The 21,480-nt window shown below is 54.5% G+C and carries 17 protein-coding genes; 5 read left to right on the top strand and 12 right to left on the bottom strand.

Annotation, left to right across the window (positions count from 1 at the left end; genetic code table 11):
• The first annotated feature begins 112 nt into the window (after nt 1-112).
• Entirely contained in the window at nt 113-898 is a 786-nt protein-coding gene (gene elyC / locus HP564_RS00860; protein ID WP_371240610.1) for an envelope biogenesis factor ElyC, read from the top strand.
• Here elyC and HP564_RS00855 read toward each other — a convergent pair.
• From HP564_RS00855 to serC, 12 genes are all read right to left on the bottom strand, one after another.
• On the bottom strand, nt 878-1,771 hold the full coding sequence (locus tag HP564_RS00855; RefSeq protein WP_371239290.1) for a hypothetical protein: 894 nt from the start codon (nt 1,769-1,771) through the stop codon (nt 878-880). The two genes, elyC and HP564_RS00855, sit on opposite strands and share 21 nt — an antisense overlap.
• Before the next feature lie 101 nt (nt 1,772-1,872).
• Nucleotides 1,873-2,622 (bottom strand): 3-deoxy-manno-octulosonate cytidylyltransferase, encoded by a 750-nt coding sequence (kdsB, locus tag HP564_RS00850; protein ID WP_371239288.1) that lies wholly within the window; start codon nt 2,620-2,622, stop codon nt 1,873-1,875.
• A complete protein-coding gene (locus HP564_RS00845) occupies nt 2,619-2,801 on the bottom strand; it encodes a Trm112 family protein (protein WP_081135850.1) in 183 nt (60 codons plus the stop codon). The genes kdsB and HP564_RS00845 overlap by 4 nt, the downstream gene beginning before the upstream one ends.
• A gap of 106 nt (nt 2,802-2,907) precedes the next feature.
• Entirely contained in the window at nt 2,908-4,125 is a 1,218-nt protein-coding gene (locus HP564_RS00840) for a winged helix-turn-helix domain-containing protein (protein WP_371239286.1), read from the bottom strand.
• A gap of 24 nt (nt 4,126-4,149) precedes the next feature.
• Nucleotides 4,150-5,151 carry a tetraacyldisaccharide 4'-kinase gene (lpxK, locus tag HP564_RS00835; protein WP_371239284.1) on the bottom strand — a complete coding sequence of 334 codons (1,002 nt, stop codon included), beginning with the start codon at nt 5,149-5,151 and terminating at the stop codon, nt 4,150-4,152.
• Nucleotides 5,148-6,896: a lipid A ABC transporter ATP-binding protein/permease MsbA gene (gene msbA / locus HP564_RS00830; RefSeq protein ID WP_371239282.1), complete on the bottom strand. Its 1,749-nt coding sequence runs from the start codon at nt 6,894-6,896 to the stop codon at nt 5,148-5,150. The genes lpxK and msbA overlap by 4 nt, the downstream gene beginning before the upstream one ends.
• Before the next feature lie 34 nt (nt 6,897-6,930).
• Nucleotides 6,931-9,183, bottom strand: a complete 2,253-nt coding sequence (locus HP564_RS00825; RefSeq protein WP_371239280.1) for a DNA internalization-related competence protein ComEC/Rec2 — start codon at nt 9,181-9,183, stop codon at nt 6,931-6,933.
• A 201-nt stretch (nt 9,184-9,384) separates the two neighbouring features.
• Nucleotides 9,385-9,669 (bottom strand): integration host factor subunit beta, encoded by a 285-nt coding sequence (gene ihfB / locus HP564_RS00820; protein WP_371239278.1) that lies wholly within the window; start codon nt 9,667-9,669, stop codon nt 9,385-9,387.
• Nucleotides 9,670-9,756: 87 nt separating this feature from the next.
• Nucleotides 9,757-11,430 carry a 30S ribosomal protein S1 gene (gene rpsA / locus HP564_RS00815; RefSeq protein ID WP_048784670.1) on the bottom strand — a complete coding sequence of 558 codons (1,674 nt, stop codon included), beginning with the start codon at nt 11,428-11,430 and terminating at the stop codon, nt 9,757-9,759.
• Between the two features lie 122 nt (nt 11,431-11,552).
• Entirely contained in the window at nt 11,553-12,233 is a 681-nt protein-coding gene (cmk, locus tag HP564_RS00810; protein WP_371239276.1) for a (d)CMP kinase, read from the bottom strand.
• A gap of 200 nt (nt 12,234-12,433) precedes the next feature.
• Nucleotides 12,434-13,720: a 3-phosphoshikimate 1-carboxyvinyltransferase gene (gene aroA, locus HP564_RS00805; protein ID WP_371239274.1), complete on the bottom strand. Its 1,287-nt coding sequence runs from the start codon at nt 13,718-13,720 to the stop codon at nt 12,434-12,436.
• A gap of 86 nt (nt 13,721-13,806) precedes the next feature.
• Nucleotides 13,807-14,892 (bottom strand): 3-phosphoserine/phosphohydroxythreonine transaminase, encoded by a 1,086-nt coding sequence (gene serC, locus HP564_RS00800; RefSeq protein ID WP_371239272.1) that lies wholly within the window; start codon nt 14,890-14,892, stop codon nt 13,807-13,809.
• A 312-nt stretch (nt 14,893-15,204) separates the two neighbouring features.
• Between serC and ycaO the strand changes: the two genes are divergently transcribed.
• The 4 genes from ycaO to pflA all read left to right on the top strand — a co-directional run bounded on the left by ycaO (nt 15,205) and on the right by pflA (nt 21,438).
• Nucleotides 15,205-16,965, top strand: coding sequence for a 30S ribosomal protein S12 methylthiotransferase accessory factor YcaO (gene ycaO, locus HP564_RS00795; protein ID WP_371239270.1), 1,761 nt, complete (start codon nt 15,205-15,207; stop codon nt 16,963-16,965).
• A 360-nt stretch (nt 16,966-17,325) separates the two neighbouring features.
• Nucleotides 17,326-18,186, top strand: coding sequence for a formate transporter FocA (gene focA, locus HP564_RS00790; RefSeq protein ID WP_371239268.1), 861 nt, complete (start codon nt 17,326-17,328; stop codon nt 18,184-18,186).
• A gap of 69 nt (nt 18,187-18,255) precedes the next feature.
• Nucleotides 18,256-20,538, top strand: a complete 2,283-nt coding sequence (pflB, locus tag HP564_RS00785; protein WP_371239266.1) for a formate C-acetyltransferase — start codon at nt 18,256-18,258, stop codon at nt 20,536-20,538.
• Between the two features lie 159 nt (nt 20,539-20,697).
• A complete protein-coding gene (gene pflA, locus HP564_RS00780) occupies nt 20,698-21,438 on the top strand; it encodes a pyruvate formate lyase 1-activating protein (protein ID WP_371239264.1) in 741 nt (246 codons plus the stop codon).
• Nucleotides 21,439-21,480 lie beyond the last annotated feature (42 nt).

Here is a 21,480-nt window from a genome sequence, read left to right as displayed (position 1 = left end):
GTATGCTGCGCTCAGACTTGTGCTATTTTGTCACAGCCTTAAGAAGAATGAACCTTTCATCCCCATCTTCCTTTCCGGCTGCTGTTTTTTCGGACAACAAGGAGTTTTTTTGATGTTTTTCGACCTGAAAAAACTGTTGGGCGGCCTGTTGATGCCTTTGCCACTGCTGTTGCTGGTGATGGCAGCAGGCATTTTGCTGCTTTGGTTTAGCCGCTGGCAAAAAAGCGGCAAAATTTTAGTCTCGCTGAGCTGGATGCTGCTTCTGCTGCTAAGCCTGCAACCCGTTGCCGATCGCCTGCTGCTGCCGCTGGAATCGCACTACCCCACCTGGAACGGTGAGCAGCAAGTTGACTTCATCGTTGTGCTGGGCGGTGGCTACACCTTTAATCCAGCATGGGCACCGAGCTCGAACCTGATTGGTAATAGTCTGCCGCGCGTCGCTGAAGGTGTGCGTCAGTGGCGGCGTCACCCTCAGGCAACGCTGATTTTTACCGGGGCCGCTGCGGGAAAAAATCCCGTCAGCAACGGACAGGTGGCCGCGTCGGTGGCAATGAGCCTGGGTGTACCCTCGGATCACATTCTGGTTCTGGATCGCCCCAGAGATACAGAAGAGGAAGCGCGTGCGGTACGCCAGATTATCAACCAGCAGCCCTTCCTGCTGGTCACGTCCGCTAATCATATGGTGCGTGCAGTTAACTTCTTTCATGCCGCAGGCCTGAAGCCGATAGCCGCGCCGGCCAACCAGCTGGCGGTAACCTCACCGCTGAACGTGTGGGAACGCGCAATTCCTTCACCGCTTTGGTTGAGCCATAGCGACCGCGTTGCCTATGAGGTGATGGGCCAGGCGTGGCAGTGGCTGAAAAGCGGCCTTTCCGCCTCAGCCGAGCCAGGGAAGTAGCTGCGCACTGGCGCGATCGAAGCGCGGACGGTCAAGCTCGCCGTTCTGGATGAGTCCCTCTATGCAGTCCCAGATCTGGTAAAGCCAGCGTCGCCAGAGAAACCCTTCGGAGAGGGGCGCGCAGCCCAGATAGTGCTCAAGCAGTGCCTGCTCTGCCGGACTGTCACCGAGATGAATCAACTCATATTCGCGCGGCGCCCATAAAATGGTGCCTGGCTGCGTCATAGCCACCAGCTGATCGCTGCGCACGTTTTTAATTATGCTGTTCAGCCGCACATTGCCATGCAGCATGACGCAGGGATCGTCGAAGTCACGAAAGAGATCGCCCAGCTTCTCCCGGCTGCGAAACAGTATCTGCCGATCGGCCAGGGTAAACGATGGCGGTTGAAGATAGCTGAGCGTCGACCACAACACCTCGACACGCTGATGGAACCAGGCCGGCCAGCTGTTTTGCTGCGTGCTGTCAACGGTGCCGACCAGGCCGTGGCTGCCAATTCGGTGCCAGGCAAGCAGCCCCTCCACCACCTCTTCACACAGCTGCTGCCAGCGCGCGGCATCGCGCGTCGGTGCTTCAGCGGAAACGCCATTAAGACGAGCCATCAGCAGCATTTCATGCACCGGCGGCTGCTGGCTGAGCACCAGACCATATACGGCTGGCACAGCGATAAGCCCTTCATGGCCCAGCAGCGCCAGCTTTTTGGCTTCGAGCGCAGCGCGCCCCTGATAGCGAAAATATTTCGCTACCAGCGGCATCGGTTTGCCTTCGCGATCGTAGAGAGCATACAAACGCGTTGGCGGCTGTTCGCTAATGGCTTCCAGGCGGCTGACAGGTTCGCCCAGCACCAGCGACAGTTCAGATTTGAGATTCTCCATGCATCCTCCTCAAGGAAAATATCACACCATCCTGGAGGCCTCAGCGGGCAGAAATACAGAAGCAGATCAAGAAAAAGCATCGGGGACGCGCCCCGATGTCATTAGCCCTGAAGCGCGGCGCGCACGCGTGCCAGATCGTCAGGGGTATCTACGCCCACGCCCGGCACGGTTTGCGCCACGGCAACGTGAATTTTTTCGCCATACCAGAGTACGCGAAGCTGCTCCAGCAGTTCGATACGCTCCAGCGGACAGGGAGCCCAGGAGACATAACGACGGATGAACCCCGCGCGATAAGCATAAATACCGATGTGACGCAGCAGCGTGTCACCAATGTCCTCGCGGGAGGTGGCATAGCGCTCGCGATCCCAGGGAATGGTGGCGCGAGAAAAATAGAGCGCGTAACCCTGCGCGTCCATGACCACCTTCACCGCATTGGGATTAAATGCCTCTTCAGCATCCTGGATCGGCACCGCCAGCGTCGCCATGCCCGCCTGCGCACCAGCCAGATTCTCCGCGACCTGCCGAACGATAGCTGGCGGGATCAGCGGCTCATCACCCTGCACGTTTACGATAATTTCATCGTCAGCGAACTGGCAGGTTTCAATCACCTCTGCCAGACGTTCCGTACCCGACTGATGATCGGCGCGGGTCATACAGACTTCGCCACCGGCAGCTTCAACCGCCGCTTTTACGTCTGGGTGATCTGTCGCCACAATAACGCGACTGGCTCCCGATTCGCGGGCGCGATCCATCACGTGAACCACCATCGGCTTTCCGGCGATATCAACCAGCGGTTTGCCGGGTAAGCGCGTAGAAGCGTAGCGCGCAGGAATAATCGCCGTGAAACTCATGGGTGGATCTCTTCAACGGAGAGCGTGCGTGCTTCATTTTCCAGCAGCACCGGGATACCGTCGCGCACCGGGAAAGCCAGCGCGTCAGGTTTACAGATCAGCTCCTGCTGTGCGTTGTTATAGTAGAGCTTGCCGTTGCAAACCGGGCAGGCAACGATTTCAAGTAAACGGTGATCCATAAATCCTCCATCACGGACCGATTGCATAAGGCGCTAAGGATACCATAGCGCAGTGTCTCAGCGTGCGCGGAAAGCGCCTGTGAAACTGAGGCGCACACCGCAAAGCTCAGGAATTGAGCATCCATTTTGCGGGCCAGTGCGCTTGTAGCGCGGCAGGCATTTGCTCAAACAGGACGCTTTCTGCCTCCTGCCAGGCGGCAAAGTGGCTAATGGCCTGGCGAATATCCTTCACAAAAGCGGCGGTAACGCGTACGTCAGGCTCCAGCCAGAAATTTTTAATCACCAGCTGTTGCGCCTGTCGTAGCATACGGGCATCCAGCCTGGCTTTGATCGCACCGCGATGAAGCACGGGCAGCACAAAGTAGCCATATTTGCGTTTCGCCTCTGGCGTATAGCACTCAATACGGTAATCGAAATTGAACAGCTCCAGCGCGCGGCGGCGATCCCAGACAACCGGATCAAAGGGCGACAGAACGGCGCTGTGCGTAGCGTTAAGCGGCGTGTCGATCAGCGGCAGAAGATCGCGATGCAGCCACATCTCCCCCAGCCCCGCGACCTCAACCGGAAGGATGTCGCCCGCCTGCTGCGCATTCTCAAGAAAGGGCTTCAGCGCGACGCGTTTCAGGCGATAATAGTCCGGCAGCCAGGCTGCCCGGAAAATACCCAGGCTGCGCGCACTGTTACGTAACATCTGCCACTGCGCTTCGCCCTCGCTAAGCGCATGCAGCGCGTCCTGCCACTCCGGCATGACGCGCGTTCGCAAATCGTACACCCGTTGAAAGTTGCGCCGTTCACTGACCATCAGCTCGCCCGCGCTAAATAAATTCTCCAGATGACGCTTGTGTGGCTTCCATGCCCACCAGCCCGCTTTCTGCCCCCTGTCGCTGGCAAAGTCGGCGGCGCGCACCGGCCCGTTATCCGCTATATGTTGCAACAGCGCAGCGATTTCCTGCTGGTGCTCACGCATCCATTCGGCGCTGTATTTCCAGCCAAGCCGCTCGGGTGCCAGCATACGATGGCGCAGCAGCGCATAATCTTCACGCGGGATAAAGCAGGCTTCATGCGCCCAGTATTCAAACAGCTCGCCCTGCGCCAGCGCCTGTTCCAGCCAGCTCTGCGGATAGCTGCCGAGACGACTGAACAGCACCAGATAAGGACTGCGGGCAACAACGTGAATGGTATCAATTTGCAGCAGCGACATGCGCCGCACGGTGGCAAGCACATCACCATAGCGTGCACGCTTTGATGGCGTGCGCAGTAAACCCTGCGCAGCCAGATGAAGGTTTCTTGCCTGTTGAAGCGAAAGCGAAATCGTCGTGTTCATTCCCTTCCTGCGTTCGGCATAGATTTAGTCGGTGGCTTCGGTAGCGTGCCGGCGAACCAGTTGTTCAATATCGCTCAACAGCGGCGCAACCGCACGTCCTGTCAGCTCCGCCTCAACCGGCAAATACCACCAGTCTGGCTGTGCAAAACCACGACATTTCACCGCATCTTTTTCCGTCATCAGCAGGCACTGGCCGTTAGCCAGTAAACCCGACAGTTCCTCTCGGCTATAGGCGTGATGATCGGCAAAGGCAATCTCTGTTTCCGGGATAATGCCGTGCTGTTTAAGCGTATTGAAAAAGCGCGGCGGATGACCAATTCCTGCCATCGCCACAACATGCTGCAGGGCTGACAGCGCCCGGGTCTGCTGCGTGAGCAGATTGACCGCCTCACCCGCGTGCAGCGACATGGCAATTTCATTCGTTTTTGTCGTGCCGCCATTGACAATAACGGCATCAACGCTGTTTAGCCGCGCCGCTCGCTCCCGCATGGGGCCGGCTGGCAGCCACCAGCCGTTGCCGAAACGGCGCATACCGTCGATGACAACGATCTCCCTGTCACGCTGGAGTGCATAGTGCTGAAGGCCGTCGTCAGTCACGACCAGATCAATGTCACCGCGGGCGAGTAAGGCTGCCACAGCCTCACGTCGTTTCGGTGCGACAGCCACCGGCGCACCGGTACGCTGCGCAATCAGCACCGGTTCGTCACCGGCCTGTGCCGTTGGCGTCTCTGCGGTGACCAGCAGCGGATAGCGCTCCGCTTTACCGCCATAGCCGCGCGAGACCACGCCAACCTTCAGGCCACGACGCTGTAACTGCTGCACCAGCCAGATAACAACGGGCGTTTTACCATTGCCCCCGGCCGTCAGATTACCGATGACCACAACCGGCACCGGCGCACGCCAGCTGTTACGCCAGCCGCGCTGGTAGCTGATGCGGATGAGAGTAGACACCACGCCATAAATCAGGCTTAGCGGCCATAGCAGCAGCCACAGCGGGGAACGTCCACTCCAGATGCGATCAATCATTGGCCAAACTGCATCTTATGCAGCTGGGCATAAGCGCCCTTTTGTGCAATCAGCACGGCATGCGTGCCACGCTCGACGATGCGGCCATCTTCCACCACCACAATTTCATCGGCTTTTTCGATAGTTGAGAGGCGGTGAGCGATAACCAGCGAGGTGCGGTTTTTCTGTAGCTCGTCCAGCGCCGACTGAATTGCACGCTCAGATTCAGTATCCAGCGCAGATGTCGCTTCATCGAGGATCAGAATCGGGCAGTCACGCAGCAGAGCGCGAGCGATCGCAATACGCTGGCGCTGACCACCGGAAAGCAGCACGCCGTTTTCACCGATGACCGTATCCAGCCCGTTATCCATCTTGTTAATAAAGTCCATCGCGTGCGCCATGGTCGCGGCCTTCTCGATTTCTGCGCGACTGTACTGCTCGCTACGCGCGTAGGCGATATTGTTGGCGATAGTATCGTTAAACAGATGGACGTTTTGCGAAACCAGCGCGACCTGGTTGCGCAGGGAGCGCAGGGTATATTCGCGCAGGTCATGACCATCCAGCAGAATTTCGCCCTGCTGAATATCATAGAAACGCGTCAGCAGGCTGGCCATGGTCGATTTACCCGATCCTGAACGGCCCACCAGCGCAACGGTTTTGCCTTCCGGCAGCGACAGATTGATATCGCGTAGCGCGGGTATATCACGTCCCGGATAGGTAAAGGTTACATTACGGAACTCGATATTCCCTTTGGCACGCGTGATTTCGCGAGTCCCGTTGTCCGTTTCCTGATCGCTGTCGAGGATAGCGAACAGCGTCTGACACGCCGCCATACCGCGCTGAAACTGGGCGTTAACGTTGGTCAGCGATTTTAGCGGGCGCATCAGGGCGATCATCGAGGAGAAAACCACGGTGATGGTTCCGGCCGTCAGTGTCTCCATAACGCTTGGGAAGCTGGCGGCATAGAGTACAAACGCCAGCGCCAGAGAGGCGATCAGCTGAATAATGGGATCGGAGATAGAAGATGCTGATACCAGCTTCATGCCCTGCTGGCGCATACGGTTGCTGACGCGGGCAAAGCGTTCGGTCTCCACCGCCTGACCACCAAATATCAGAACCTCTTTGTGTCCCTTAAGCATCTGTTCCGCGCTGGTCGTTACCTGCCCCATGGTGTTCTGCATCGATTTGCTGATATTGCGAAAGCGCTTTGATACAGAGCGAATAGCGAAGGAGACCACGGGTGCCAGAACAATCAGGATTAAAGACAGCTGCCAGCTGTAATAAAACATCATGATAAACAGGCCAATGATCGATGCGCCTTCGCGCACCACGGTGACCAGTGCGCCGGAAGATGAAGAGGCGACCTGTTCAGAGTCGTAAGTGATACGTGACAGCAGCGTACCTGTCGACTGCTGGTCAAAAAACGCAACCGGCATGCCCATCATTTGTGAGAACAGGCGGCGACGCATGTTCATGACGACGTTACCGGAAACCCATGAGATGCAGTAGCTTGATATATAGCTGGTGATACCGCGGATTAGCATCAGACCAATGACGGCTAACGGCATCCACACTAAAACTGATTTATCTGCTTTACCAAACCCATCATCCAGTAAAGGTTTCAACAGGGAGAGCATAAGCGCGTCGCCAGCGGCGTTCAGGATTAAGGCCACAGAAGCCACAAATAAACCTGTTTTGTACGGCGTGATCATCGGCTTGAGCCGACGAAACGTCTGCCATGTTGAGAGATCTTTATCTTGATGCATTATTTATTCACGCTGTTTGAAATAGCCGCTCATTCTACCTGGATTCCCGTTTTACACCAAACCACTGATGATACCAGCGGGGAAAAATTTGCTCTCTCAATGACAAAACGCTTAATTTTCCATCGCGGACAGCAATGGTGAGCTGTCCGGATTGCGCGGTGTCATACCAGGTAAAACCTGCGCGACGATAGTTTTCCACGACGCTTTTCACCGGCATTCGCCAGGCGTTATAGCGTGCCACCGACGCCATCGCTACGTTACCGGCGACATGACGCAGCAGCAGCGGCGTGGAGGAGGTACGGCTACCGTGATGTGGAACCTGGATAATAGTGGCGTGCAGGCGGTTTTTCTCCAGCGCCACCAGCTGACGCTCTGCCGACGCCTCTGTATCCCCCATCAGAAGCAGACGCGTTACGCCATCACTGACGCTCACCACGCAGGAGGCATTATTGTTGCTGAGATCAGATAGCGTGAGCGGCCACAGGACGTCAATGTCAAGCTGCCCCCAGCGCCAGTGGGTGCCGCGTACACAGGGTTGATGTCGGGCATCCAGCGTGGCGCTTCGAACGGGTACCTCAGGCCACCTGTTTACCAGGGCGCTAAGGCCGCCACTGTGATCAAGATGGCGATGGCTCAGAATGATGCCCTTCAGATGAAGACGCTTTCGCGACAGCCACGGAATGATGTGACGCGTGCCAGCGTCACCCTTTTCCCAGCGTGGCCCGGTGTCATAAAGCATCGCCTCTTTTCCCTGGCGGATCACCACGCTTAGCCCCTGCCCAACATCCAGCATATCGATGTACCACCCTTTATCCTCGCGCGGCCAGCGCCAGGCGATGAGTACCAGAATCAGCGCAGCCCAGCCCACGGGTGCGGCGTAGACCAGCGCGCATCGCCAGACGATCAGGCCGCCCCAGATGCAGAGAGCCAGACTCCCGGCGTCATACAGGGGCCACCATCCCGCAGGCAGGCGGTCCAGCACCGCCATTAACCACGCGATGCTACGATCGGCCAGCCACCACAAGGCGGTGCAGAGATCGCCTGTGGGCAACAGCATTGCCAGTAAAATAAGCGGCACGCTGACAAAGGAGATAACCGGTATCGCCAGCATATTGGCAATCAGCGCTGAGAGGCTGATCCCCTCAAAAAGCATGACCTGAAGCGGAGCCATAAGCAGCATGACACCCAGCTGAAGATGAAGCAGTTGCAGGGGCATCCAGCGCCAGCCATCGCGATACCGTTGTGGCAAAGGGAACCAGTGATACCAGGTCAGCAGGATGGCAACCGCGAGGGCTGACAGCCAGAAGCTTTCGGACAGCACATTCATCGGGTCAAACAGCAGTAGCCCCCCGACACAAAACGTCCAGACCTGCCAGCCGCTGACCTGTACGCCTCTGATACGAAAAATCACCCACAGGGTTAACGCCATTAGCGCGCGCTGGGCAGGTGCGTAGCTGCCAGAAAGCCAGGTATAGAGTGCGGCCAGTAGCCAGCTCATCCACAGCGGAAACAGATAGCCTGTCAACTGCACCGGCAGCACCAGCTGGACGGCGCGGGCAATTAACCAGCCGCTGCTGGCGGCAAGCGCAATATGCATGCCTGAGATTGCCATCAGGTGTGCCGTGCCGGTTTCCCGCAGCAGTTGTCGCAGCGTCTCGCTCATCTCTGCGCGCTCACCAAATGCGAGTGCCAGCAATATCGGTCCCTGGCTCAGCGTGGTAATAACCGGTAAATCGCGTGCGATACGCTGCCAGCGCCAGCTACAGCTCAGCGATTCAGGCTGCTGTCGCTGAATGCGCCCTCTTAGCGCGATATGATTCGCCAGCGCAAATCGCTGTGCGTCAAACTCTCCCTCATTGAGTTTTGCATGTACCGGACGAAGGGAGAGCAGCATGAGCCACCGTTCGCCCGGACAGTAAATCTGCTGCTGACTGCCGAGTGACAGCCAGGCAAAACGCGGCGGAAAAAGAAAACGTCCCTCTCGCCTGATAAGCTGCACTTTGATTTGCTGCTTCTCCGGGCGCACCTCCTCAATACGCACGCTATAGCTGGCGGGCGCTGCACTCGCCGCTTCTGTTTCGGTAATAGCTGACCGTGCTGCCCCCAGCATCCAGGCCAGCATAAGCAGTGCAACGCCTGCGACAGGCATCCAGGTGATTTTTGTCCAGATGAGTAAAAGCCCGATTACTGCAAGAGCGGCAATAACGACGGCGGAAGGAAGCCGATGCAGAAAGAGCAGAGGCAGCGCTGAAACAATCGCTGTTCGGGCAATAAGCGTCACTGTCATGAGGTTGTCCTTGTTCAACAGGCTGATTATGCTGAAAAACAACCGGACAACAGGATGCGGCTTTCCTGCGTTAAGCGCGGCTTCGCAAAGAATGAAAAGGTTTACAAGATGGATTCAGAGCAACTTCGTGCTGGCTCGCAGATTAACGGCAGGCAAAAAAAAACGACATCCTGAGATGTCGTTTCTGCGTTCAGTTACGGCTTAACCGTAAATGTTTGCACGGTCTCGCAGCTCTTTGCCTGGTTTAAAGTGGGGAACGTATTTACCTTCCAGTTCCACTTTATCGCCCGTTTTCGGGTTACGTCCCGTACGCGGTGCGCGGTAGTGCAAAGAAAAGCTGCCGAATCCCCGGATTTCAATGCGTTCGCCCTGGGCCAGCGTAGTGGCCATGTGCTCCAGCATCTCTTTGACAGCATCCTCAACGGCTTTCGCCGGAATATGAGTCTGCTGGCCAGCAAGTCTTTCAATCAGTTCTGACTTGGTCATGTAACCTCCGGTTAATCCTTGTGGGAAAGGGATGACAGCTTGCTACCGTAATCGGGCAGATTTCTCTGCCCGATTGCTTCAGGTCGATTACTCGCCTTTAGCTGCTTTGAACGCTTCAGCCATAGCGTTAGAGAAGTTGCTTTCTTCCTGCTTGTTGTTCACAGTCGCGATAGCATCTTTCTCGTCAGCTTCGTCTTTCGCACGGACAGACAGGCTAACAACGCGGTTTTTACGATCAACACCGGTGAATTTAGCTTCAACATCGTCGCCAACATTCAGAACCAGGGTTGCGTCTTCAACGCGGTCACGTGAAGCTTCAGAAGCGCGCAGGTAACCTTCAACGCCGTCTGCCAGTTCAACTGTAGCACCTTTAGCGTCAACTGCAGTTACTTTACCAGTAACGATTGCGCCTTTCTTGTTCAGGGTGATGTAGTTGTTGAACGGATCTTCCGCCAGCTGTTTCACACCCAGAGAGATGCGCTCACGCTCTGCGTCAACCTGCAGTACAACGGCAGCGATTTCGTCGCCTTTTTTGTACTCACGAACGGCTTCTTCGCCAGTCGCGTTCCAGGAGATGTCAGACAGGTGAACCAGACCGTCGATGCCGCCGTCCAGGCCGATGAAGATACCGAAGTCAGTGATTGACTTGATTTTACCTTCAACGCGATCGCCCTTGTTGTGGGTCTCAGCAAACTGCTGCCACGGGTTAGCTTTGCACTGCTTCAGGCCCAGAGAGATACGACGACGCTCTTCGTCGATGTCCAGAACCATAACTTCAACCACGTCGCCCACGTTAACAACTTTAGACGGGTGGATATTTTTGTTGGTCCAGTCCATTTCAGAAACGTGTACCAGACCTTCAACGCCTTCTTCGATTTCTACGAAGCAGCCGTAATCAGTCAGGTTGGTCACACGACCGGTCAGGCGGGTGCCTTCCGGGTAGCGCTTAGCAATAGCCACCCACGGATCTTCGCCCAGCTGTTTCAGGCCCAGAGATACACGGGTACGCTCGCGGTCGAACTTCAGCACTTTAACAGTGATTTCGTCGCCCACGTTGACGATTTCGCTCGGATGCTTAACGCGTTTCCACGCCATATCGGTGATGTGCAGCAGGCCATCGACGCCGCCCAGATCAACGAATGCACCGTAGTCAGTGAGGTTCTTAACGATACCTTTGACTTCCATGCCTTCCTGCAGGTTTTCCAGCAGCTGATCGCGCTCAGCGCTGTTCTCAGATTCGATAACTGCACGACGTGAAACCACGACGTTGTTACGCTTCTGATCAAGCTTGATTACTTTGAATTCAAGCTCTTTGCCTTCCAGGTGCAGGGTGTCGCGAACCGGACGCACGTCAACCAGTGAACCTGGCAGGAACGCACGAATACCGTTCAGCTCAACTGTGAAGCCACCTTTAACTTTGCCGTTGATAACACCGGTAACAGTTTCAGCGTCTTCGTAAGCTTTTTCCAGCGTGATCCAGGCTTCGTGACGTTTAGCTTTCTCACGTGACAGCAGGGTTTCACCGAAGCCGTCTTCCACTGCATCCAGGGCAACGTCAACTTCGTCACCAACCTGAATTTCCAGTTCGCCGGCTGCGTTCTTGAACTGCTCTGCCGGAATGGCAGATTCAGATTTCAGACCCGCATCAACCAGAACGACGTCTTTGTCGATAGAGACAACAACGCCACGAACGATGGAACCCGGGCGGGTTTCGATTTCTTTCAGGGACTCTTCAAAGAGTTGAGCAAAAGATTCAGTCATATTGATAATCTTAGGATTCTTCAATTTAACGTCCACCTGACGTCAGTGTCGGATGGGGTTGTTTCACATGCCCTGCGCACTTCCCTGGCACAGGGTTACTGCAATTCGTTATGCCGAAAATATTAAATGCCCAGCTGTTTGCGGGCATATTCCAGTGCCTTTTCAATAACTTGCTCGATAGATAGCTGGGTAGAATCCAGAATCAGGGCATCGGCAGCTGGTACTAAAGGCGCAATGGCGCGGTTACGATCGCGGTCATCGCGTTCTTTTATCTCGGCTAAAAGGCGATCAAAGTTAACACTAAAGCCGCTCTCCTGCAACTGTAGCATACGGCGCTGAGCGCGCTCTTCCGGGCTGGCATCAAGGAAAATTTTTACCGGCGCATCAGGGAAAACGACCGTCCCCATATCGCGGCCATCAGCGATGAGTCCCGGCTCATCACGAAACGCACGCTGGCGACGCAGCAGCGCCTCGCGCACGCGTGGAAACGCGGCAACGCGCGACGCGGTGTTGCTGACTTCCTGTGTACGGATCTCGCCTGTGACCTCTTCACCTTCGAGGATAACCTGCAATTCGCCATCCTGTGAGACGAAGCGCACGTCCAGATGGGCAGCAAGCGGTACCAGCGCCTCTTCAGATTCAATGTCTACTTGGTGATGCAGAGCAGCCAGAGCCAGAACGCGATAAATAGCACCAGAATCAAGCAGATGCCATTGCAGTGCCTCTGCCATTGCTTTACACAGCGTGCCTTTGCCTGCGCCGCTGGGTCCATCGACAGTTATAACCGGGGCCGTTGCCGTCATTATTCTCTCCTGTTGCTGCGCGTCATAATTCAGCCTTCAGGCTGTTTGGAATGCGGAGCATTATACGCTGACGAAAGTAATGGCGTTACCTTTTAGCGTAGACATTGCTAGAAATTGCAGCAGATTCAGAGGATTTCTTCGCCAGTAAGACCAGAAGCAGTGAGAATGCCGGAGAAGCTGGCTCTCCGGCGGAAGGGTTATCAGGCGCTCTGGCTGATTTTTGCCAGCTGTTCAAAATAGTCTGGGAACGTTTTCGCTGTACAACCGGGATCGCGGATAGTCACCGGTGTGTCAGAAAGCGCAACCAGCGAGAAGCACATCGCCATACGGTGGTCGTTATAGGTACCGATGTCAGCATGGACCAGTTTTTCCGGCGGGGTTATGCGGATAAAGTCGTGTCCTTCCTCAACTTCAGCGCCTACTTTGCGAAGTTCCGTGGCCATCGCGGCCAGACGGTCAGTCTCTTTAACACGCCAGTTGTAGATGTTACGCATCAGCGTGGTGCCGTTAGCAAACAAGGCCGTGGTAGCAATCGTCATGGCCGCATCAGGAATATGGTTCATGTCCATGTCGATGGCGTTCAGCTCGCCTGCAGTACAGGCAATGTAGTCACTGCCCCACTCCACTTGCGCGCCCATTTTTTCCAGCACGTCAGCAAAGCGGATATCGCCCTGCACGCTATCACGGCCAATGCCGGTGACGCGCACGGTTCCACCTTTTATTGCAGCGGCAGCGAGAAAATAAGAAGCCGAGGACGCATCGCCTTCAACCAGATAGTCGCCCGGTGACTGATACTGCTGCTGGCCTTTAATAACAAAACGCTGGTAATGCTGGTTCTCGACCTCAACGCCAAAACAGCGCATCAGGTGCAGCGTGATATCAATATAGGGTTTTGATACCAGCTCACCCTTGATGGTGATGGACGTATCACATTGCGCCAGCGGTGCGGTCATCAGCAGCGCCGTTAAAAACTGGCTAGAGACGCTACCGTCTACGTTAACTTCCCCTCCCGTGAAGCCTCCCTTCAGGCGCAGCGGCGGATAATCGCGGTTTTCCAGGTAGTCAATCTGTGCGCCACCCTGACGAAGCGCATCCACCAGATGACCAATTGGGCGCTCCTTCATACGCGGCTCGCCAGTCAGGATAATGTCCTGCTCGCCCAGGCACAGTGCTGCGGCCAGGGGGCGCATAGCCGTTCCGGCGTTGCCAAGGAAAAGCTCCAGCGGCTGGGAGGCGTGCAGCGGCCCCCCCTTGCCGACGACTTCGCACAGGGTGCGATCGGCAGAGAGAGTAAATTCAACGCCTAACGCTTTCAGCGCGTTCAGCATATGTCTGACGTCGTCGCTGTCCAGCAGGTTCGTTAATCGTGTTTTGCCTTTAGCCAGCGCAGCCAGCAGCAGTGCACGGTTAGAGACGCTTTTTGAACCCGGCAGATTAACGGTGCCGTCAACGCGTGCAATCGGTTGTAAGGTCAGGGAGTCCTGCATGTGAAACCAAATCTCCAAAAAAGAACAAAACCCCGCCGCAAGGTGGGGTCTGAAATCAGCTCAAACGCCTGTTTTACCGTCAGCGCTTAGCCGTGGCGACGCGCAAAATCAGTCATAAAGTCCGTCAGCGCTTTAACGCCTTCCAGCGGCATCGCATTGTAGATCGATGCGCGCATGCCGCCTACTACACGATGGCCTTTCAACGCGTGCAGCCCCGCTTTAAAAGACTCTTCCAGGAACAGGTTATCTAGCGCCGAATCTGCCAGCTGGAAAGGCACGTTCATGCGCGAACGGTTTTCAACCGCCACATCGTTGCGGTAAAACCCGTTTTGATCGATCACGCCATAAAGCAGGTCGGCCTTAGCCTGATTGATCTTGTCGATTTCGCCTACGCCTCCCTTCTCTTTTAGCCACTTAAACACCAGACCGGAGAGATACCAGGCAAAAGTCGGCGGCGTATTGAACATCGAGTCGTTCTCTGCCAGCACCTGATAATCGAGGATAGAAGGCACAGACTGTCGGGCCTTGCCCAGCAGATCGTCACGCACAATCACAATCGTCAGACCGGCCGGGCCGATGTTTTTCTGCGCCCCCGCGTAAATGACACCATAGCGATTGATATCCAGCGGACGCGACAAAATGGTGGAGGAGAGGTCGGCAACAACAATTTTGTTGCCAAAGTCAGGCTGCTCGTCAATCGCAATGCCATCAATGGTTTCATTCGGGCAGTAGTGCACATAGGCTGCGTCATCACTTAACTGCCACTGATTCATGGGCAGAATGGCGCGCTTACCGTCGCGGGTCGTTTTTACGTCCAGTACACGCGGCGTACAATATTTCTCGGCTTCTTTAACGGCGCTATGCGCCCAGTAGCCGCCATCCACATAGTCCGCTGTGGTGGACTCACCCAGCAGGTTGCCCGGCACCGCAGCAAATTGCGCGCGCGCCCCACCGTGACAGAATAAAACTTTGTAGTTTGACGGGATTTTGAGAAGATCGCGTAAATCCTGCTCGGCCTCTTCTGCTACCTTGAGAAACTCTTTACTGCGATGGCTGATCTCCATAACGGAGGTCCCCAGACCGTGCCAGTTTGTCAGTTCTTGTTCTGCACGACGGAGCACTTCAACCGGCAGCATGGCTGGACCGGAACTAAAATTATAAACCTGCGTCATTTTCCCTCACCACATTTATCCAGAACGGTTGTGAATTGCTTATCGGTTTTATCACTGCCGTATGACGCCTGCAATGATAAATCAGGAAGGGATCACATTTTCTGAATCTGTCGCCCCGCAGCTTATGTCATAAATGCAACCTGCCACGAAATTTTGTGAGGTAGCGCGTTTGCTGAGCGCGCGGCAGCGCATTCTGATGCCGGAGTGATGAAAAATAGCGGGCATAAATGATGCCGCCTTGATAGCACAGCGACGGCAAAATCCGTATCATTGCGCGCTTTACGCCCACGATTCTATTAAGAGAGCGGTTCCATGACGCAAACGTTTATTCCCGGTAAAGACGCAGCACTGGAAGATTCCATCGCGCGCTTCCAGCAAAAGCTGACCGATCTTGGCTTTACTATTGAAGAAGCCTCCTGGCTGAATCCCGTTCCCCACGTCTGGTCCGTGCATATTCGCGACCGCGATTGCCCACTCTGCTTCACTAACGGCAAAGGCGCGAGCAAGAAAGCGGCGCTGGCGTCAGCGTTAGGCGAATATTTCGAACGTCTCTCGACGAACTACTTTTTTGCAGACTTCTGGCTGGGCAAAGCGATCGCTAACGGCGATTTCGTTCATTATCCCAATGAGAAATGGTTCCCGCTGCCTGCGGACGGCTCGCTGCCGGAAGGCATTCTGGATGCTCGCCTGCGTGCGTTTTACGATCCAGACAATGCGCTAAGTGCGCCAGACCTGGTCGACCTTCAGTCAGGTAACGCAGAGCGCGGCATTTGCGGACTGCCTTTCACCCGACAGTCTGACCAGCAAACCGTCTATATTCCGATGAACATCATTGGCAACCTGTATGTTTCCAATGGCATGTCGGCGGGTAATACGGCGAACGAAGCACGCGTTCAGGGGCTCTCTGAGGTCTTTGAGCGTTACATCAAAAACCGTATTATCGCTGAATCTATCAGCTTACCGACGATTCCTGACAGCGTGATGCAGCGCTACCCGGGCGTGGTAGAGTCGATTGCGCGTCTTGAAGCGGAAGGTTTCCCGATTTTCGCCTACGATGCCTCGCTCGGCGGTAAATATCCGGTGATCTGTGTGGTGCTGTTTAACCCGCAGAATGGCACCTGCTTCGCCTCATTTGGTGCGCATCCTGACTTTGGTGTTGCGCTTGAGCGTACCGTGACGGAACTGCTCCAGGGCCGCAGCCTGAAAGATCTCGACGTCTTTACCCCGCCGACCTTTGATGATGAAGAGGTGGCTGAACACGCTAACCTCGAAACCCACTTTATTGACTCAAGCGGCTTGATCTCCTGGGATATGTTTAAAGAACAGGCCGATTATCCTTTCGTCGACTGGTCGTTTAGCGGCACCACTCAGGAGGAGTTTGCCACGCTAATGGCGATCTTCCGCGAGGAAGACAAAGAAGTCTATATCGCGGATTACGATCACCTGGGCGTCTATGCCTGCCGTATCATCGTACCGGGTATGTCTGATATTTACCCGGCGGAAGACCTGCTGCTGGCGAACAATAATATGGGTGCAGGCCTGCGTGATACGCTGCTGGCGCTGCCTGCCAGCAACTGGAATCCGGAAGAGTATCTGGATCTGATCGCGCAGCTGGATGAAGAAGGCCATGACGACTTTACTCGCGTGCGCGAACTGCTCGGTCTGGCAAGCGGCAAGGATAATGGCTGGTATACGCTGCGCATCGGCGAACTAAAAGCGATGCTGGCACTGGCCGGTGGCGATCTGGATCAGGCGTTGATCTGGACAGAATGGACGATGGAGTTTAATGGTTCTGTCTTCTCACCAGAACGGGCTAACTACTACCGTTGCCTGCAGACGCTGCTGTTACTGGCGATGGAAGATGAGCGCGATCCGCTGCAGTACCACCATGCCTTTACGCGGATGTATGGCGCAGAAGCGCTGGAAGCCGCCTCAGCCGCCATCAGTGGAGAAGCGCCGTTCTACGGCCTGCAGGCCGTTGACCAGGATCTGAAAGCCTTCCCTGCTCATCAGGCTTTGCTGCAAGCTTACGAGAAACTTCAGGCGGCTAAGCGCCAGTACTGGAAAGATTAACCGTCTCGCGTTGTCGTGATTAACGTTTATGAATGGCATCAGAGATGATGCCATTTTTTTTGCGCGCTTTTTAACCCCTTAATCAACGCAATTTTATGTAACGCCCAGATCTAAATTTTAACACGCCATCTATGATTGATTACGTTGATTCACACGCGACCACGGCGCCCAGCCGCCTATTAAACTAATATTGTATTTTTTAAAATAATTTTACTTCATTAAAATCAATAATTTAAGTGAAATAAATCATCCTGAACCCTGTCTATCCCCTTGAGGTGCTGGTCAAATATGATCCAAATCAATTCCTTTTATAAACTCATTTGTTAGTATTTTTACAGACATCTTTTCGGAGAGCGTTGTGTGAAAGCTGACAATCCTTTTAATCTGTTATTGCCTCCTGCAATGGCCAAAGTGGCAGAAGATGCAGGGGTGTATAAAGCCACCAAACACCCGTTAACCACCTTCTATCTTGCTATCACTGCCGGCGTTTTTATTTCCATCGCCTTTGTTTTTTATATCACCGCCACAACCGGCAGCGCTGGCCTGCCCTACGGCATCGCAAAGTTAACTGGCGGCATCTGTTTTTCCCTGGGGTTGATACTGGTGGTGATTTGCGGTGCAGATCTTTTTACCTCCACCGTGCTGATTGTCGTCGCCAGAGCCAGCGGACGCATTACCTGGGGTCAACTGGCGCGTAACTGGCTGAACGTCTATGTCGGCAACCTTATCGGTGCGCTATTTTTCGTCGCGTTGATCTGGTTCTCGGGAGAACACATGACGGCGAATGCGGCCTGGGGCCTGAATGTCCTGCAAACGGCAGACCACAAAATGCATCACACTTTCATTGAGGCGGTCTGCCTCGGTACGCTGGCAAATTTAATGGTTTGTCTGGCGGTATGGATGAGTTATTCCGGTCACAGCCTGACAGATAAAACCCTGGCAATGATTCTTCCAGTGGCCATGTTTGTCGCAAGCGGTTTTGAACACAGTATAGCTAATATGTTTCTTGTCCCCCTGGCCATCGTTATCCGTGATTTTTCTGGCCCAGCCTTTTGGCAGGCCGCGGGAGCTACTGCCGATCAGTTTCAGGCGCTCACGCCCGTCAACTTTATTATCGACAATCTGATTCCGGTCACCCTCGGCAATATCATCGGCGGTGGCTTGCTGGTGGGGCTGACCTATTGGGTCATCTATTTACGTAACGGCTCAACTACCCATTAGTGATTTATGGCAGACGCCGCGCAGCTGGCGGCGCCAACGTAACGTCTTCTTAGATAAGGCAGGTATATCATGACCGATCTGAATGCAAAACAGGCTGCAGCCTGGGCAGGATTCGCCAACGGCGACTGGCAGAACAGCGTCAACGTTCGCGACTTTATTCAAAAAAACTACACGCCGTATGAAGGCGATGAGTCTTTCCTGGCGGGTGCAACTCAGGCAACCACAAAACTGTGGGATGCCGTTATGGAAGGCATCAAGATTGAAAACCGCACCCATGCGCCAGTGGATTTCGATACCGATCTCGCGTCAACCATTACTGCGCATGATGCAGGCTATATCAACAAACCGCTGGAAAAAATTGTCGGCCTGCAAACTGAAGCCCCGCTAAAACGCGCCATCATTCCGTTTGGCGGCATCAAAATGGTAGAAGGTTCCTGTAAAGTCTATGGCCGTGAACTCGATCCGGCGCTGAAAAAAATCTTCACAGACTACCGTAAAACGCATAATCAGGGTGTGTTTGACGTCTATACCCAGGACATCCTGCGCTGCCGCAAATCTGGCGTGCTGACTGGCCTGCCGGACGCATATGGTCGTGGACGTATCATTGGTGACTACCGCCGCGTGGCTCTGTATGGCATTGATTTCCTGATGCAGGACAAGCTGGCGCAGTTCCACTCTCTGCAAAACGACCTTGAAAACGGCGTAAATCTTGAAGCCACAATTCGCCTGCGTGAAGAGATTGCTGATCAGCATCGCGCACTGGCCCAAATCAAAGAGATGGCAGCTAAATATGGTTGCGATATCTCGGGTCCGGCAACCAACGCGCAGGAAGCCGTACAGTGGACTTACTTCGGCTATCTGGCCGCAGTGAAATCCCAGAACGGTGCAGCCATGTCATTTGGCCGCGTCTCCACCTTCCTCGACATCTATATCGAACGCGATCTGCAGGCTGGCAAACTGACTGAAGAGCAGGCACAGGAACTCATTGACCATCTGGTCATGAAGCTGCGTATGGTCCGCTTCCTGCGCACGCCAGAATATGATGAGCTTTTCTCAGGCGACCCTATCTGGGCAACAGAGTCGCTGGCAGGTATGGGTGTGGATGGCCGAACCCTGGTTACTAAAACCACCTTCCGCTTCCTGAATACCCTCTATACGATGGGCCCGTCACCGGAGCCAAACATGACCATCCTGTGGTCGGAAAAACTGCCGGTGAACTTTAAAAAATATGCAGCCAAGGTCTCTATCGATACTTCTTCTCTGCAATATGAGAATGACGATCTGATGCGTCCTGACTTCAATAACGACGACTACGCTATCGCCTGCTGCGTTAGCCCAATGGTTGTCGGTAAACAGATGCAGTTCTTCGGCGCACGCGCCAACCTTGCTAAAACCCTGCTGTACGCAATCAACGGCGGCATGGATGAAAAACTGAAAATGCAGGTGGGTCCGAAAGAGTCGCCGATTAATGATGAAGTGCTCAATTTCGACACCGTCATGGATCGTATGGACCACTTTATGGACTGGCTGGCAAAACAGTACGTGACGGCGCTCAATATCATCCACTACATGCACGATAAATACAGCTATGAAGCCTCACTGATGGCGCTGCACGATCGTGATGTCTATCGCACCATGGCTTGCGGCATTGCCGGCCTCTCCGTTGCGGCCGACTCACTCTCAGCGATCAAGTACGCTAAAGTGAAACCCGTGCGTGATGAGACTGGCCTGGCTATCGACTTTGAGATCGACGGTGAGTATCCGCAGTTCGGCAATAATGATGCTCGCGTAGACGATATTGCCTGCGACCTGGTTGAGCGCTTCATGAAGAAAATCCAGAAGCTCACAACTTATCGTAATGCCGTACCTACGCAGTCAGTGCTGACCATTACCTCGAACGTGGTTTATGGTAAGAAAACGGGTAACACACCGGATGGCCGCCGCGCCGGTGCACCTTTTGGCCCGGGCGCAAACCCGATGCATGGCCGTGACCAGAAAGGTGCCGTTGCCTCACTGACTTCTGTGGCTAAACTGCCCTTCGCCTACGCTAAAGATGGTATCTCTTACACCTTCTCTATCGTGCCTAACGCGCTGGGTAAAGATGATAATGTACGTAAAACCAACCTTGCAGGTCTGATGGATGGATACTTCCACCATGAAGCCAGCATTGAAGGTGGACAACACCTGAACGTGAACGTAATGAACCGTGAGATGCTGCTGGATGCCATGGAGCACCCGGAAAACTATCCTCAGTTGACTATTCGCGTTTCCGGCTATGCCGTACGCTTCAACTCGCTGACTAAAGAGCAGCAGCAGGATGTGATTACGCGTACCTTCACGCAGTCGCTTTGACCTGATTGCCTGAGCGGTAAAAAGGCTCCTTCGGGAGCCTTTTCTCCAAGGCCCGTTTTGTCTGCTCTCTCACAGAAGACCGCAGTCCAAACTGACTTTACCACCGAGCACAACAGAGATTGTGCACCTGCTGACAGGCTAACCTGGAGAATCATCGCAATGTCTTGCAACGGTCGTATCCACTCATTTGAATCATGCGGGACGGTTGACGGTCCCGGCATCCGTTTTATCACCTTTTTTCAGGGCTGCCTGATGCGCTGCCTGTACTGTCATAACCGTGATACCTGGGATACACATGGCGGTAAAGAGATTAGCGTCGAAGAGTTAATGAAAGACGTGCTCTCGTACCGGCACTTTATGAATGCTTCAGGCGGTGGCGTAACCGCTTCAGGCGGTGAGGCGATTTTACAGGCCGAATTTGTCCGCGACTGGTTCCGCGCCTGCAAAGCGGAAGGCATACATACCTGCCTGGATACAAACGGGTTTGTTCGCCGCTATGATCCGGTCATTGATGAATTACTGGAGGTCACCGATCTGGTGATGCTTGACCTCAAGCAGATCAATGATGAGGTGCATCAGATTCTGGTCGGCGTATCGAATCATCGCACCCTGGATTTTGCTCGCTACCTCCAGAAAAAAGGCAAACGTACCTGGATCCGTTATGTGGTTGTGCCGGGCTACTCTGATGATGATGACTCTGCGCACCGACTGGGGGCGTTCACCAGAGAGATGGAAAACGTCGAGAAGATTGAACTGCTGCCCTATCACGAACTGGGCAAGCACAAATGGATTGCAATGGGCGAGGAGTACAAACTTGACGGCGTCAAACCGCCCACTAAAGAGACGATGGAGCGAGTAAAAAACATTCTGGCCAGCTACGGTCATCACGTCATGTATTAAATGAAAAAGGGAGCCTGTGCTCCCTTTTCTCTCTCTGCCTAT

The sequence above is a fragment of the Pantoea sp. KPR_PJ genome, from assembly GCF_041386365.1.
In the GTDB taxonomy this organism is placed as follows: domain Bacteria; phylum Pseudomonadota; class Gammaproteobacteria; order Enterobacterales; family Enterobacteriaceae; genus Pantoea.
This window is presented reverse-complemented; position numbering and strand designations above follow the sequence as displayed.